Source organism: Aquitalea aquatica, assembly GCF_013911085.1.
Classification (GTDB): Bacteria; Pseudomonadota; Gammaproteobacteria; order Burkholderiales; family Chromobacteriaceae; genus Aquitalea; species Aquitalea aquatica.
In genome coordinates, this window is sequence record NZ_JACERN010000007.1 from 1 (window position 1) to 15,025 (window position 15,025).

Here is a 15,025-nt window from a genome sequence, read left to right on the forward strand (position 1 = left end):
TTCTCCCTGCTGTTTCATTGCCATGATGAACCCGCGTTCTTCGGCACTTAGGTGCTCATAAGTTCTTTGCATGCAACAACTTAACCTTTAATTGGTTCGTGTTGCACTTGGCCCTTGAAACCGCCGTCCTTTCTTTTGGCGAAGCAAAAGCAAAGGACCTCGCCAGCGGGGCGAGACCCGCGAAGTTGGTTTTGCGTTGGCGTATTGTGTCGTATGCAGTTGGAACTTATTTTGTATGGGTTAACAAAAAATTGATCGTGCTGATGTTGATTATTGCAATATAGTGAGTTCTTTTTTGATTGGAAAGATGCGGGTATTCGGCTGCTGGCAATATGTGCCTTGAGTGTTGTTTATTTTGCTGACGTAGTAATAGGTTCCATCGGTAAACCATAAGCATATTTTTCTTGGGACTGTGATACTGCAATCTTTTAATCCGCAAAAATAATCTTGCAATCTGAGGGGTGTTTTTGATATGTCGTCTTTATTTATTGCGATTTCTTTAATTATTCCACCGCCAACACGAGTGACTCTAAGTGCATATTTTCCGAATTCGGCCGGTGCAATTAATAAGATGGATATAAGAGATATTCCGGCGGAAAAGCATATGGCCATTAGGAAATTTTTCCCTTTAGATATTATTAGTGGAAAGCTGGAAATGATACTGTAGGCAGTACATGCTGCAATGTAATACCAACCATCCCCTCCTATTTTTTTGGAGTATTGACTTGGTTCGAATATATCAATAATAAAAAGAAAATATATTGCAAAAAACAAAAAACTTAATATAGATGCTATGATGGATAAGAAGAGTGGGCTGAATAGGTTTGCAAAGAATTCGTAGGAGAATTTCCAATTGTGTATGTATAATATGCCAATTATGGTTAAGCTGCCGGCTGTTAGTGCTATAACTATGTAGCAATATGCATTAAAATTATTCCAGACAATGATGGCGCCAGATAGAAATGGTATTAAGAAAAGAGTTGCATGTCTAAACCAGGCATCTTTCAAATTACTTGCATAGCAAATCGTGGACTCTCTTGTTTGATGTATGCACCATGGTCCAAATAAAAATACGATAAAACCTAAAAGAAATATGAATGAGTAAAATCCGTAAAATGGAATATTTACAAGATCGTAAGTTGTTGGGATGTCATATTTTAATAGATACACAGTAACTGCAAAAAAACCAACAATGAACATTGCAAGTAATGAGTATATTTTAAATTTATCAAAAATATTTAAATAGCGATTTATTTCTTCTTCATTCATGATATTTCTACCTTTTGAATTTGGCCAAAATAATATTTACTGTGTAATAGAGGTTTTTGATTATTTTGTTGAAATTTGTTGATTTGTTTTATTTGGCGGCAATGTCTTTAATGTATTAAATAGTTGTGTTTCTGGGTAGCTTGGTAGCTTGGTAGGTTAGTGGCTGAAGCTACAAACTTAAAAGTTGTAGCTTCGTATTGCTATTATTACACCGCATGGGTAGTGAATTTTTCCTCATTGTTGCAAATCCAGTCCCAGCCATTGCTGGTTACTCGTATTCTTGTGTACTCCTCGCCGTCGCTTGAGTCGTATTCAACAAAGTCATCTATAAATTCTTTTTGGATTAGTTTTCTGACTCCGATAGATATTCCAAGCTTATTCAGCCCGTATCCCCCTGCCTCATTTGCAAGCGTGTACTGGGAAATGGAACTGGTGGATGTTGATCCTGCACCTGCAATGATGGCCAGGGTGAGTATTTCTACTTGAGAGAGGCCATCAGTTTGTGCAATTGGATCGGATTTGGCGATTTTTTGCAAAAATTCCGATTTATCAAGAATTGAAATTAATTTTTCAGTTATTGATTCGGATAGTGTATTGAAGTCGCTTAGCGAGTCGGTATTGTATGAAATAATAGTCCTATGTTGTATGTCGAAAGGGTATTTTATTCTCTGACTATCATTGGCGCATAAGAGAACAACAGGAATATTTGCAGATATGGCAAAGCCAAGCTCGTACCAAACATTTGGATTGTCTTGCGTTATGTCTGCAAGGCAAATCGCAGAGTTTCGAATTCCGCTTTCAATTGCATTGATGGGAACTTCAACTGAAGGATCTCGATCTACTCTATATGCTTCAAGTTCTGCCTTGTGTATTGCTGGGCTATAGATGTCATCGAATCGTTTATTGAATTTCGAATCAAATGGCTGAATAACAAAACATGTTGGCATATTTAAATCCTGAAGCTAAATGACCACCAGAGTGGTGGTCATAAGTAAAGAAGATAGGGTTTAAAGAGAGTGGTTAATCCCAGCTCAACGCCCCGCCAGTCTGATACTCCGTCACGCGGGTCTCAAAGAAGTTCTTCTCCTTCTTCAAGTCAATCATCTCGCTCATCCATGGGAAGGGGTTGTTCACACCCGGGAACAACTGGTCCAGACCAATCTGCTGCATGCGACGGTTGGCAATAAAGCGCAGGTATTCCTTGAACATGCTGGCGTTCAGGCCCAGCACGCCACGCGGCATGGTGTCTTCGGCGTAGGCGTATTCCAGCTCCACCGCCTGCTTGAACAGCTCGACGATTTCGGCCTTGAAGCTGTCGGTCCACAGCTGCGGATTTTCCAGCTTGATGGTGTTGATCAGGTCGATACCGAAATTGCAGTGGCTGGATTCGTCACGCAGGATGTACTGGTACTGCTCGGCAGCGCCGGTCATCTTGTTCTGACGGCCCAGTGCCAGGATTTGTACGAAGCCAACGTAGAAGAATAGGCCTTCCATGATGCAGGCAAACACGATCAGCGATTTGAGCAGCTTCTGGTCGGTTTCCAGGGTGCCGGTCTTGAAGGCCGGGTCGCACAGTACGTTGATAAACGGAATCAGGAATTCGTCCTTGTCACGAATGGACTTGATTTCGTTGTAGGCGTTGAACACTTCGCCTTCGTCCAGGCCCAGGCTTTCCACGATGTACTGGTAGGCGTGGGTGTGGATGGCTTCGTCAAAGGCCTGGCGCAGCAGGTATTGGCGGCATTCCGGGCTGGTGATCTGGCGATAGGTGCCCAGCACGATGTTGTTGGCAGCCAGGCTGTCGGCGGTAACGAAGAAGCCCAGGTTGCGCTTGACGATGCGCATTTCGTCTTCGGACAGCTGGCCGGTTTTCCACTGTTCGATGTCGCGCTGCATGTTCACTTCTTGCGGCATCCAGTGGTTGGCGCACTGGGCGAGGTATTTTTCCCAGGCCCATTTGTGCTTGAACGGTACCAGCTGGTTGACGTCGGTGGTGCCGTTGATGACTTTCTTGTCGACGGCATTTACGCGTCCGCCGGTCTGGCTGTCGTTGCTGGAGGGAACGGCCGGTTTTTGTACCGGGGTATCGTCAAAGCTCAACATGTTTTGCATTCTCCGTGTTTATTTGCCGGCTACGCCCTGTGGGGCGGCTGGCTGGATCTGGTATTGCGCGCCGGGCAGGGCATGCGTGCTGGTGGCGGTGTCGGGCTGACAGGGCGCTTGTTCCAGCTGCATGGCGCTCTGGCGCATGATGCGGATGGCGGTGCGGGGAGTGGCTGGCGTGTCGCGTAGCGGCTGCGGCAGGTCGACCAGCACCAGGCCCAGCTTGCGAAAGCGGTCTTGTTCCGGATGCTGCGCAGCGCGGCTGGCGGTGCAGAAGAGGGTGGTGCTCATGCCGTACTCCCCGTGTGTTGGTTCGGTCTTCCGAAACCGGCTGCGGCCAGCCGGCTTGAGAAGCCTGTCCGGCTTAATGGGCCGGATGGCTGTGTTCTTCAAACTGCGCCAGGCCGTAGATGCGCCATTCGCCGTGTTCCCGCTTCAGGTGGTAGCCGGTGGAAAACATCCACGGCTCGGCATTGTGGCGGCGGGCGGTCCAGCGCACCTTGACGGTGGCCAGGTCGCTGCCAAAAGGCAGCACTTCGGCCAGATAGCAGCTGGCACTGATGACGCCTTGGGCGCGGTAGTACTCGAGAATGCCTAGCGTGGTCTGGTACAGCGATTCTTCGTCGTTGATGCCAAAGGTGGCAATCTGGCCGTGGTGCACGGCGGTGAAGGGCCGGGTGAACATGGCCGAAACTGCGCGCGCATCCAGTGCCGAGTAGGCCTGGCTGTAACGGTTAAAAAATTCCTGAAGTGTCATGGGCATCTCTGATTGTTAAGGCCTTGTGGGCTTGCTTCAGACAAGGGCTGGCCATACTGGCTGCACTTTTGTTTGCTTTTACACTTCCCCATTCGGAAACCGCCTGCTGGCAAGCGGTTTGGAAATGGGCTGGCCGGGTGAGCGGCCAGCTGTTCCAGCTGTCCCCGCCGCAGTGCGACGGGGGGCGGGTTGTTGCTTCGCGTCAATCCATCTTGCTTGCCTGCTTACTGGCAGGCTTCACGTGCCCTGCGGGCTGGACACCGTCGCCTTGCTCCGGTGTCGTCCGGATTGTTGCTTCGCATCAATCCATCCTGCTTGCTTGCCTTACTGGCAAGCTTCGCAGTCTGGATTGTCAATGCTGCAGAACTTGGCGTCGGTGGCCGGGGTGTTGTCCACCTCGACTGCCGGTGCGGCTTGTTCGGCTGCAGCGTTGTAGGCCGGGTTCAGGCCACTGGCTACCGCGTTCAGCTCGCCGCCCTTGCCGGTGGATTTTTCGGCGCTGGAGGCGGCCAGGGTGCGCAGGTAATAGGTGGTTTTCACGCCACGAATCCACGCCAGCTTGTACAGGTCGTCCAGTTTCTTGCCGGATGCGCCAGCCATGTACAGGTTGAGCGACTGGGCCTGATCGATCCACTTCTGGCGACGCGATGCCGCTTCCACCAGCCATTTCGGGTCTACTTCGAAGGCGGTGGCGTAGATGGCTTTCAGGTCGGCCGGGATGCGGTCGATGCGGCCCAGGCTGCCGTCGAAGTACTTGAGGTCGGCTACCATCACTTCATCCCACAGGCCGGCTTTTTTCAGGTCGCGCACCAGGTATTCATTGGTGACGGTGAATTCGCCGGACAGGTTGGACTTCACAAACAGGTTCTGGTAGGTCGGCTCGATGCTGGCAGACACGCCAATGATGTTGGCGATGGTGGCAGTCGGGGCGATGGCCAGGGTGTTGGAGTTGCGCATGCCGTGCTGCTTGATGCGTTCGCGCAGGGCGTTCCAGTCCAGGCGCTCGGTGCGGTCCATTTCCAGATAGCCGCCGCGTTCGGCTGCCAGCAGGTTGATGCTGTCTTGCGGCAGCAGGCCACGATCCCACAGGCTGCCCTTGTATGACGGGTAGCGGCCGCGCTCTTCGGCCAGCTCGGTGCCCGCCCAGTAGGCGTGGTAGGCCACCAGTTCCATGGATTCATCGGCAAATTCCACGGCTTCCTGCGAGGCGTACGGTACGCGCTTCATGTGCAGGCAGTCCTGGAAGCCCATGATGCCCATGCCCACCGGACGGTGCTTCAGGTTGGAGTTGCGCGCCTTCTTCACCGGGTAGAAGTTGATGTCGATCACGTTGTCCAGCATGCGCAGGGCGATGCGGATGGTGCGCTGCAGCTTTTCAGCATCCAGCTTGCCGTCGGCACCCATGTGGGCAGCCAGGTTGACCGAACCCAGGTTGCACACGGCGATTTCGTCGTCGTTGGTATTCAAGGTGATTTCGGTGCACAGGTTGGAGCTGTGTACCACGCCCATGTGTTGCTGCGGGCTGCGGATATTGCACGGGTCCTTGAAGGTAACCCACGGGTGACCGGTTTCAAACAGCATGGTCAGCATCTTGCGCCACAGGCTCAGGGCCGGGATGCGCTTGTACACTTTCAGCTCGCCGCGTTCGCCCATGGCTTCGTAGTGCTGGTAGCGCTTTTCGAAGGCGGAGCCATACAGCTCGTGCAGATCAGGGACTTCCGACGGTGAGAACAGGCTCCATTCGGCACCTTCCATCACGCGCTTCATGAACAGGTCCGGAATCCAGTTGGCGGTGTTCATGTCGTGGGTGCGGCGGCGGTCGTCACCGGTGTTCTTGCGCAGTTCGAGGAATTCTTCCACGTCGGCGTGCCAGGTTTCCAGGTAGGCACACACGGCGCCCTTGCGCTTGCCACCCTGGTTCACGGCTACGGCAGTATCGTTGACCACTTTCAGGAAGGGCACGATACCTTGCGACTTGCCGTTGGTGCCCTTGATGTGCGAGCCCATGGCGCGCACCGGGGTCCAGTCGTTACCCAGGCCGCCAGCAAACTTGGACAGCAGGGCGTTTTCCTTCAGGCCTTCGTAAATGCCGTCCAGATCGTCGGCAATGGTGGTCAGGTAGCAGCTGGACAGCTGGCTACGACGGGTGCCGGAGTTGAACAGGGTGGGGGTGGACGACATGAAGTCGAAGCTGGACAGCACATTGTAGAACTCGACGGCGCGGGCTTCGCGGTTCACTTCGTTCAGGGCCAGGCCCATGGCAACGCGCATGTAGAAAGCCTGCGGCATTTCGATGCGGGTGCCGTCGATGTGCAGGAAGTAGCGGTCAAACAGGGTTTGCAGGCCGAGGTAGCCAAATTTCAGGTCGCGCTTGGCATCCAGGGCGGCGCCCAGTTTTTTCAGGTCGAACTCGGCCAGTTTTTCGTCCAGCAGTTCGGCCTGAATACCTTTTTTGATGAATTGCGGGAAGTATTCCGCATAGCGTTCGGCCATTTCTTCCTGGCTAACCGATTCATCCAGGATTTCCAGGCGGATGCTGTCCATCAGCAGGCGGGCGGTAACGTAGTCGTAGGCCGGGTCCTGCTCGATCATGGAACGGGCGGCCAGAATGGCGGACTTGTTGACTTCGTCCAGCGGTACACCGTCGTAAATGTTCTTCAGGGTTTCCGACAGGATGGCGTCGATGTCGATACCGGCCAGGCCCTGGGCGGCAGATTCGATGCCGGCGCGCAGGCGGGCAATGTCCAGCGGCAGCTTGCGGCCATCCTTGCGGATGACGTTGATCTGGATCTGGGTCAGCGCTTCGCCACGGGCGGCGCGCTCTTGCGAGCGCTGTTCGCGGTACAGCACGTAAGCGCGGGCCACGTCGTGTTCGCCAAAGCGCATCAGCGACAGTTCCACCTGGTCCTGGATGTCTTCAATGTGGATGGCGCCGCCTTCCGGCTTGCGGCGCATCAGGGCGTTGACCACCTGCTCGGTCAGTTGGGCTACCTTTTCGCGGATGCTGGCGGACGTAGCGCCCTGATGCCCCATCACGGCCAGGAATGCCTTGGTCATGGCGATGGAGATCTTGACCGGCTCGAATGCCACTACGGCACCATTGCGGCGAATGGTCTTGTAGTGGCTGAAGTCGGCCTGGGGGGCTGCGGCACGGCCGAGCTCGGCGGCGGTTTGCCCTTCAAAGGTGGTCAGTTGCATATTGCCCTCTTTGGGTGGTTTGCGTCTGTTGCGCTGCGGCCTGGGTGGCAGGCCGGGCAGGGCTGTGGACAAGTCTGTTGAAAAGCTGTGTGTTCGTTGTGAATAAACACAATATATATGTTTGCACTGCTTGATTGGCCCAAATTCTAGTGTTCTCAGCGCGATGCGGCAAGTCTTGACAGCGCTCAGAAAATGCGAAATCCGCGCCAGATAAGGCTTGCAGGGTGATAGGAATTTTTTGGGGCATGGTTGCCTGCTTTTGGTGCCGACAGGAAATCCAATAAAGACAAGCTTCTGGGGGGTGATGCGCGCCCGCCACAACATCTGGTGTTTTGCCGCTGTTGCGTGTCCGCTACGCTATTGGCATGAAAATTCGATGACAGTTCATGGAGGGTGGCAAGTGGCCGGGCCGCTGGCAAAGAAAAACGGCAGCCACCGCACCAAAAGTGCTGGGGCTGCCGTTGGCTCTGGGGCAGGGTCAGTCTTGTGGCTGCAGCCAGATCAGGCTGGCCATGCGTCCGGTTACCCCGTCACGGCGATAGGAGAAGAAACGCTCGCGCTCGATGACCGTGCAGAAGTCGCCACCGTAAACCCGGCTGACGCCAGCGGCGGCCAGACGCTGGCGCGCCAACTGATAGATATCGGCCAGATACTTGCCCTCGCCGATGTCGGTGAAGGCAGTGGCGGCGGCCGGGTCGCAGGCGATGAAGGCAGCGCGTACTTCGGCACCAACTTCAAATGCATCCGGGCCGATGGCCGGTCCCAGCCAGGCCATGAGCGTGGATGGTGCCACGGTAGTGGCGCTGACGGCCGCTTCCAGCACGCCATCGCACAGCCCGCGCCAGCCGGCATGGGCGGCGGCGACCACGCTGCCGGCGTCGTCACATAGCAAGACTGGCAGACAGTCAGCCGTCATCACCACGCACACCTTGCCCGGCTGGCGGCTGAAGCTGGCATCGGCATCCAGCAGGGTTTCGCCTATTTCAGCAGTGTCCACCACATTGGTGCCGTGCACCTGATTGAGCCAGGCCGGCTCGTCCGGCAGCAGCAGACGCAGCTGTTCGCGGTTGGCGGCAACGGCTTCCGGCTGATCACCTACATGGGTGCCCAGGTTGAAGCTGTCGTAGGGTGGCTGGCTGACACCACCCTGGCGGGTGGTGAGCAGGGTGCGCACGGCAGCCGGAGCCGGCCAGTCGGCTTGCAGTAGCGGGCTGTTGCCGGCTTCAGTCACGGACATAGATGACCTCGATGTCGCCGTCGTCGTCTTCGTCATCATCGTCCTCGTCTTCATCCCATTCTTCGGCCAGCGGTGCGGCCTGCTCCATGCGTTCGCCGCTTTCGCCGCGCAGGGTGTCCAGCAGGAAGCGGAAGTCGTCCGGCAGCGGGGCTTGCCAGCTGCGTTCTTCACCGGTGGCCGGGTGGATCAGCGCCAGCTTGTAGGCGTGCAATGCCTGACGGCCAAAGTTTTTCACCACGGTGGCGATATCTTCGTCCATCTTGTGACGCGGGTTGCCGTACAGCTGGTCGCCAGCCAGCGGGTGGCGTGCTTCCTTCATGTGTACCCGGATCTGGTGGGTGCGGCCGGTTTCCAGCTTGCACTCGATATAAGAGTGGGCGTCGTAGCGTTCCAGCACCCGGACGTGGGTGATGGCGGTCTTGCCGCCAAACTTCAGCACGGCCATGCGCAGGCGGTTGTGCGGATCGCGGCCGATCAGCGTGTTGATGGTGCCGTCGAAGGGGACAACGCCGTCGGCAATGGCGCGATAGATGCGCTTGACGCTGCGTGCCTGCATCTGGCGCACCAGCTCGGTTTGTGCCGGCAGGGTCTTGGCGACCACCATCAGGCCGCTGGTATCCTTGTCCAGCCGGTGCACGATGCCGGCGCGCGGCACATGCGCCAGCGACGGGCAGTGGTGCAGCAGGCCGTTGAGCAGGGTGCCGGTCCAGTTGCCGCTGGCCGGATGCACCACCAGGCCGGCCGGTTTGTTCACCACCAGGATGTGTTCATCTTCGTAAACAATGGGCAAATCCATGGCTTCCGGCTGGAAAGCCATTTCTTCATTTGACTGAACAATGGTAACGTCCAGCTTTTCGCCACCCAGCAGTCTGGTTTTTGGCGGGACGACTTTGCCGTCCACCAGTACATGGCCATCCTTGATCCATTGGGTCAGGCGGCTGCGGGAGTAATCGGGGAGGAGTTTGGCAAGAGCTGCGTCGAGGCGTTCGCTACCCAAAGAGAGCGGAACCTCCAGCTGTTGTCGAGCAGATACCTCGTTTTCCGAGATATCGCTATAATCCTCCGAGTCAAAGTAAGGATCGGTCATGAAAAGATACGTTGTAGCAGCAATGTTGGTGATGGGGCTTGCCGGTTGTGCAACCACGGAAACCTACGACGAAACGCGCGGCTGGACCGTGGAAAAGCTCTACTCGGAAGCTCGGGATGAACTGAATAGCGGTAATTATACCCGTGCTGTCAAGCTGTACGAAACGCTGGAAGCGCGCTACCCCTATGGTCGCTACGCCCAGCAGGCCGAAATGGACCTGGCCTATACCCATTACAAGGACAATGAACCGGAGCTGGCGATCGCCGCTGCCGACCGCTTTATCAAGCTGCATCCGGCTCACCCGAATGTGGATTACATGTACTATCTCAAGGGCCTGGTGTATTACAACGACGACCAGGGCATGTTGTCGAAATGGGCCGGTCAGGACATGAGCGAGCGTGACCCCAAGGCCGCCCGCGAGTCTTTCCTGGCTTTCCGCGAGCTGACCACCCGCTTCCCCAGCAGCAAGTATAGTGCGGATGCGCTGACAAAGATGAATCGTCTGGTGGATGCGCTGGGTGGCAGCGAAATGCACGTGGCTCGTTATTACATGAAGCGCGGTGCTTATCTGGCTGCCACCAACCGTGCCCAGGGCGTGGTGAAGGAATATTCCAATACCAAGTATCCGGAAGAAGCGCTGGCGCTGATGGTGACCGCCTACGACAAGCTGGGCATGACTCAATTGAGCGGCGATGCCAAGCGTGTGCTGGCCCTGAACTACCCCAAGAGCGCCTATCTGACCCAGCCGTGGACAGTCGAGGAAATGCCGTGGTGGAAAGTGTGGAAGTAATTCCACCAGTCTGTTTAGCTGAAAAGGCCGCGTTTGCGGCCTTTTTCTTTACCTGCGGCCAGCAGCAGCCGGCGGCAGGGCGCTGATCAAATCGCGTCTTCGTTGGTTTCGCCGGTGCGGATGCGCACCACTTGCTCCACCGGGGTGACGAAAATCTTGCCGTCGCCGATCTTGCCGGTGCGGGCAGCAGCCACGATGGATTCGATGGCGCGATCCACCAGATCATCAGCCAGAATGACTTCTACTTTGACTTTGGGCAGGAAATCCACCACGTATTCGGCACCGCGATACAGTTCGGTATGACCCTTCTGGCGGCCAAAACCTTTGACTTCGGTAACGGTCAGGCCGTTGATGCCGATGTCGGAGAGGGCTTCGCGCACTTCGTCCAGCTTGAAGGGTTTGATCACGGCTTCGATTTTTTTCATGCTCGGGTGCTCCTTGCGGTGACTTTATTGTTCCGGAAATGCGCTGTGGACGGTTGGTTGCCCGACATTCGCCTCAGAATGGCCTTAATGCACGGCCTGTTTTGCTGTATTATGACGCGCTTTCCTGATACTTGTCGCGAGTGTTGCATGTCGACCATTCTCAAGCTGCGGGGCGGTGCCGCCCTGTCCCAGTTTCGTCTTGAAAAACTTCTCGCTGCGGCGGCCGAGGCCGGTTTGCCCGAGATCAGCGTGAAAGCCGAATTCTGGCATTTCGCCGAAAGCGAAAGCCAACTCTCGACCGAACAGCAAGATATTCTGGGCAAGCTGCTCAATTATGGCGAGGCCCCGTATCCGGACGCGCCGCAGGGCGAGCTGTTCCTGGTGACGCCACGACTGGGTACCCTGTCGCCCTGGGCATCCAAGGCCACCGACATCGCCCGCCACTGCGGGCTGGAGCAAGTGCTACGCATCGAACGCGGCACTGCCTACTGGATCAGCACCGCTGGTATATCTTTAAGTGAAGAGGCTCGTCAGGTTTTGGCGGGCCTCTTGCACGATCGCATGACTGAAACCGTTTTGCCAGCGCTGGATGACGCAGACAAGCTGTTCGTGCACATGGACCCGCAACCGCTGACCAGCGTGGATATCCTGGCTGGCGGCCGTGCCGCTCTGGAAGCCGCCAACCGTACACTGGGCCTGGCGCTGTCCGAAGACGAAATCGTCTATCTGGTGGACAACTTCACCCGCATGGGCCGCAATCCCACCGACGTTGAGCTGATGATGTTTGCCCAGGCCAACTCGGAACATTGCCGTCACAAGATTTTCAATGCGCAGTTCGTGATCGATGGTGTAGAGCAGGGCAAGTCCTTGTTCCGCATGATTCGTGACACGCACGATGCACATCCGGAAGGCACGCTGGTCGCCTACAAGGACAACGCCTCGGTGATCGAGGGTGCCTTCATCGACCGCTTCTACCCGGCACCGGAAACGGCCGAGTACGGTTTCACCACCGAACCGACCGACATCCTGATGAAGGTGGAAACCCACAACCACCCGACCGCCATTTCCCCGTTCCCGGGTGCGTCTACCGGCTCCGGTGGTGAAATCCGTGACGAGGGCGCTACCGGCCGTGGTTCGCGCCCCAAGGCTGGCCTGACCGGCTTTACCGTATCCAACCTGAACATTCCGGGCTTCAAACAGCCGTGGGAAGTGTACAGCGACGAGCAGGCCGAATATGGCCGCCCGGGTCGTATCGCCTCGGCGCTGCAGATCATGCTGGATGGCCCGATTGGCGGCGCTGCCTTCAATAATGAATTCGGTCGTCCCAACCTGACCGGCTACTTCCGTACCTTTGAAGAAGTGGTGGATGGCGAAGTGCGCGGCTATCACAAGCCGATCATGATTGCTGGTGGCCTCGGCAGCATCCAGCAGCAACAGATTCACAAGAACGAAATCCCGGAAGGCGCTTTGCTGATCCAGCTGGGTGGCCCCAGCCTGCTGATCGGCCTGGGCGGCGGCGCGGCATCCTCGATGGACACCGGTGCCAACAGCGAAAACCTGGACTTCGACTCGGTACAGCGTGGCAACCCGGAAATCGAGCGCCGCTGTCAGGAAGTGATCGACCGTTGCTGGCAGTACGGCAGCAACAACCCTATCGTGTCGATCCACGACGTGGGCGCCGGCGGCCTGTCCAATGCTTTCCCGGAACTGGTGAATGACGCCGGCCGTGGTGCCATCTTCCATCTGCGCAAGGTGCATCTGGAAGAAAAGGGTATGACGCCGATGCAGATCTGGTCCAACGAATCGCAAGAGCGTTACGTGCTGGCCATCCTGCCGCAGGACCTGGAACGCTTTACCGCCATTTGCGAACGCGAGCGCTGTCCGTTTGCCGTGCTGGGTGTGGCCACTGATGATGGCCATCTGCAAGTGCGTGATGATCACTTCAACAACAATCCGGTAGACATGCCGCTGGAAGTGCTGCTGGGCAAGCCGCCGCGCATGACCCGCGACGTCAAGACCGTGCCGCTGGAATTCCGCGTGTTCGATGCCTCGCGCTTCGATCTGAAGGAAACCGCCTACCGTGTGCTGCGTAATCCGGCCGTGGCTGACAAATCCTTCCTGATCACCATCGGCGACCGCTCGGTGGGCGGCATGACCGCACGCGACCAGATGGTGGGTCCGTGGCAGGTGCCGGTGGCCGATGTGGCCGTCACCACCATGGGCTTTAACAGCCATCGTGGCGAAGCCATGGCCATGGGCGAGCGTACCCCGACCGCACTGTTTGATGCCGCCGCGTCCGGCCGCATGGCCATTGGCGAGTCGCTCACCAATATCGCCGCCAGCTTTGTCAGTCACATCGGCAACATTAAGCTGTCTGCCAACTGGATGGCTGCGGCTGGCCATTCGGGCGAAGAAGTCCGCCTGTACCAGACCGTGGAAGCGGTTTCGCGCCTGAGCCAGGACCTGGGCATCAGCATCCCGGTCGGCAAGGACTCGCTGTCGATGAAAACCGTGTGGGAAGAGCAGGGCGAGAAGAAGTCGGTGACAGCACCGGTTTCGCTGATCGTCACCGCTTTCTCGCCGGTGGAAGACGTGCGCAAGACGGTAACCCCGCAGCTGCGCAATGAAAAAGACACCGACATCATCCTGGTGGACCTGGGCTATGGCCGCTGCCGCCTGGGTGGCTCCATCTATGGCCAGGTATGGAAGGCGATGGAAGGCCGTGCGCCGGACGTGGAAAGCCCGGCCCAGCTGGCTGCTTTCTTCAACACCGTGCAAAGCCTGCTGCGTGACGACATGCTGCTGGCCTATCACGACCGTTCCGATGGCGGCCTGTTTGCCACGCTGGCGGAAATGATGTTTGCCGGCCATGTCGGCCTGACGGTTGACCTGCAGGAACTGGTGATCGAGCGCAAGAATACCCAGCGCTTCATCGACGATTTCGTGCAGCCGACAGCAGAAGCAGCCACCCACGGCCGCATCATGCGCGTGCTGTTCAATGAAGAGCTGGGCGCCGTGCTGCAGGTGAAAAAGGCCCACACTTCCGAGGTGATTTCCCGCTTCATGGCTGCCGGTATTGGCCGCGAGCTGTTTGTACTGGGCAAGATCAACAGCAAGGACCGCCTGGTCATCAATCATCATGGTGACGAGCTGTTCAACGAAAGCCGTATCGACCTGCACAAGGCCTGGAGCGAAACCAGCTATCGCCTGCAACGCATGCGTGACAACCCGGCCTGCGCCGACAGCGAGCATCTGCTGTTGTCCAATGCCAAGTCGGACGGTCTGTTTGCCAAGCTGTCGTTTGATACGGAGCAGAACCCGGCCGCGCCGTTCATCGCCACCGGTGCGCGTCCGCGCATGGCCATCCTGCGCGAGCAGGGGGTGAACGGTCAGCTGGAAATGGGTGCCGCATTCGACCGCGCCGGCTTCCAGGCCGTCGACGTGCACATGAGCGACATCATCAGCGGTCGCGTATCGCTGGCTGATTTCAAGGGCCTGGCTGCTTGCGGTGGCTTCAGCTACGGCGACGTGCTGGGTGCCGGTGAAGGCTGGGCCAAGAGCGTGCTGTTCAACCCGCGTGCTCGTGAGCAGTTCGAAGCCTTCTTCCAGCGCGGCGATACCTTCGCATTGGGTGTGTGCAATGGCTGCCAGATGATGTCCAATCTGTCCGGCATCATTCCGGGCGCACAGCACTGGCCGAAATTCCAGCGCAATGCGTCGGAGCAGTTTGAAGCCCGCTTCACCATGGTGGAAGTGACCGAGTCGCCGTCCATCTTCCTGGCCGACATGGTAGGTAGCCAGTTGCCGGTAGTGGTCAGCCACGGCGAAGGCCGCGCCGTGTTTGCCCCGGGCGCACAGGACGGCGTGCTTGCCGCGCTGCGTTATGTCGATTTCGATGGTCGCGCTACCGAAACCTACCCGCTGAACCCGAACGGTTCGCCGGCCGGTATTACCGGTGTCACCACCGCTGATGGCCGCTTCACCATCATGATGCCGCACCCGGAACGCGTGTTCCGTACCGTGCAGAACAGCTGGCACCCGGATAACTGGGGCGAGAACGGTGCCTGGTTCCGCATGTTCGCCTCGGCCCGTCGCTGGGTGGGCTAAGCAGGCTGCGCGATATATCGCAAAACAAAACGGAAGCCTTAGGGCTTCCGTT

At 56.8% G+C, this 15,025-nt stretch carries 11 protein-coding genes; 2 read left to right on the top strand and 9 right to left on the bottom strand.

What is annotated here, in order from left to right:
- Nucleotides 1-270: 270 nt before the first annotated feature.
- The 8 genes from H2Z84_RS02630 to rluD all read right to left on the bottom strand — a co-directional run bounded on the left by H2Z84_RS02630 (nucleotide 271) and on the right by rluD (nucleotide 9,651).
- Complete coding sequence (locus H2Z84_RS02630) at nucleotides 271-1,269, bottom strand: hypothetical protein (protein WP_181834610.1); 999 nt, start codon at nucleotides 1,267-1,269, stop codon at nucleotides 271-273.
- A gap of 206 nt (nucleotides 1,270-1,475) precedes the next feature.
- Entirely contained in the window at nucleotides 1,476-2,216 is a 741-nt protein-coding gene (locus H2Z84_RS02635; protein WP_181834611.1) for a TIR domain-containing protein, read from the bottom strand.
- A 73-nt stretch (nucleotides 2,217-2,289) separates the two neighbouring features.
- Nucleotides 2,290-3,372, bottom strand: coding sequence for a ribonucleotide-diphosphate reductase subunit beta (locus H2Z84_RS02640; protein WP_103524506.1), 1,083 nt, complete (start codon nucleotides 3,370-3,372; stop codon nucleotides 2,290-2,292).
- An 18-nt stretch (nucleotides 3,373-3,390) separates the two neighbouring features.
- Nucleotides 3,391-3,663, bottom strand: coding sequence for a hypothetical protein (locus tag H2Z84_RS02645; protein ID WP_181834612.1), 273 nt, complete (start codon nucleotides 3,661-3,663; stop codon nucleotides 3,391-3,393).
- 73 nt (nucleotides 3,664-3,736) lie between these two features.
- Nucleotides 3,737-4,129, bottom strand: coding sequence for a DUF6841 family protein (locus H2Z84_RS02650; RefSeq protein ID WP_181834613.1), 393 nt, complete (start codon nucleotides 4,127-4,129; stop codon nucleotides 3,737-3,739).
- Between the two features lie 324 nt (nucleotides 4,130-4,453).
- On the bottom strand, nucleotides 4,454-7,327 hold the full coding sequence (locus H2Z84_RS02655) for a ribonucleoside-diphosphate reductase subunit alpha (protein ID WP_181834614.1): 2,874 nt from the start codon (nucleotides 7,325-7,327) through the stop codon (nucleotides 4,454-4,456).
- Between the two features lie 478 nt (nucleotides 7,328-7,805).
- On the bottom strand, nucleotides 7,806-8,564 hold the full coding sequence (pgeF, locus tag H2Z84_RS02660) for a peptidoglycan editing factor PgeF (RefSeq protein WP_181834615.1): 759 nt from the start codon (nucleotides 8,562-8,564) through the stop codon (nucleotides 7,806-7,808).
- Nucleotides 8,551-9,651: a 23S rRNA pseudouridine(1911/1915/1917) synthase RluD gene (gene rluD / locus H2Z84_RS02665; protein ID WP_181834616.1), complete on the bottom strand. Its 1,101-nt coding sequence runs from the start codon at nucleotides 9,649-9,651 to the stop codon at nucleotides 8,551-8,553. The genes pgeF and rluD overlap by 14 nt, the downstream gene beginning before the upstream one ends.
- Here rluD and H2Z84_RS02670 point away from each other — a divergent pair.
- The gene (locus H2Z84_RS02670) at nucleotides 9,650-10,441 is read left to right on the top strand and encodes an outer membrane protein assembly factor BamD (protein ID WP_181834617.1); all 792 of its coding nucleotides are present in this window, start codon (nucleotides 9,650-9,652) and stop codon (nucleotides 10,439-10,441) included. The two genes, rluD and H2Z84_RS02670, sit on opposite strands and share 2 nt — an antisense overlap.
- 86 nt (nucleotides 10,442-10,527) lie before the next feature.
- Here H2Z84_RS02670 and H2Z84_RS02675 read toward each other — a convergent pair whose 3' ends face one another.
- Nucleotides 10,528-10,866: a P-II family nitrogen regulator gene (locus tag H2Z84_RS02675; protein WP_103524502.1), complete on the bottom strand. Its 339-nt coding sequence runs from the start codon at nucleotides 10,864-10,866 to the stop codon at nucleotides 10,528-10,530.
- A 147-nt stretch (nucleotides 10,867-11,013) separates the two neighbouring features.
- Between H2Z84_RS02675 and purL the strand changes: the two genes are divergently transcribed.
- Nucleotides 11,014-14,973 carry a phosphoribosylformylglycinamidine synthase gene (gene purL / locus H2Z84_RS02680; protein ID WP_181834618.1) on the top strand — a complete coding sequence of 1,320 codons (3,960 nt, stop codon included), beginning with the start codon at nucleotides 11,014-11,016 and terminating at the stop codon, nucleotides 14,971-14,973.
- Nucleotides 14,974-15,025: the final 52 nt, after the last annotated feature.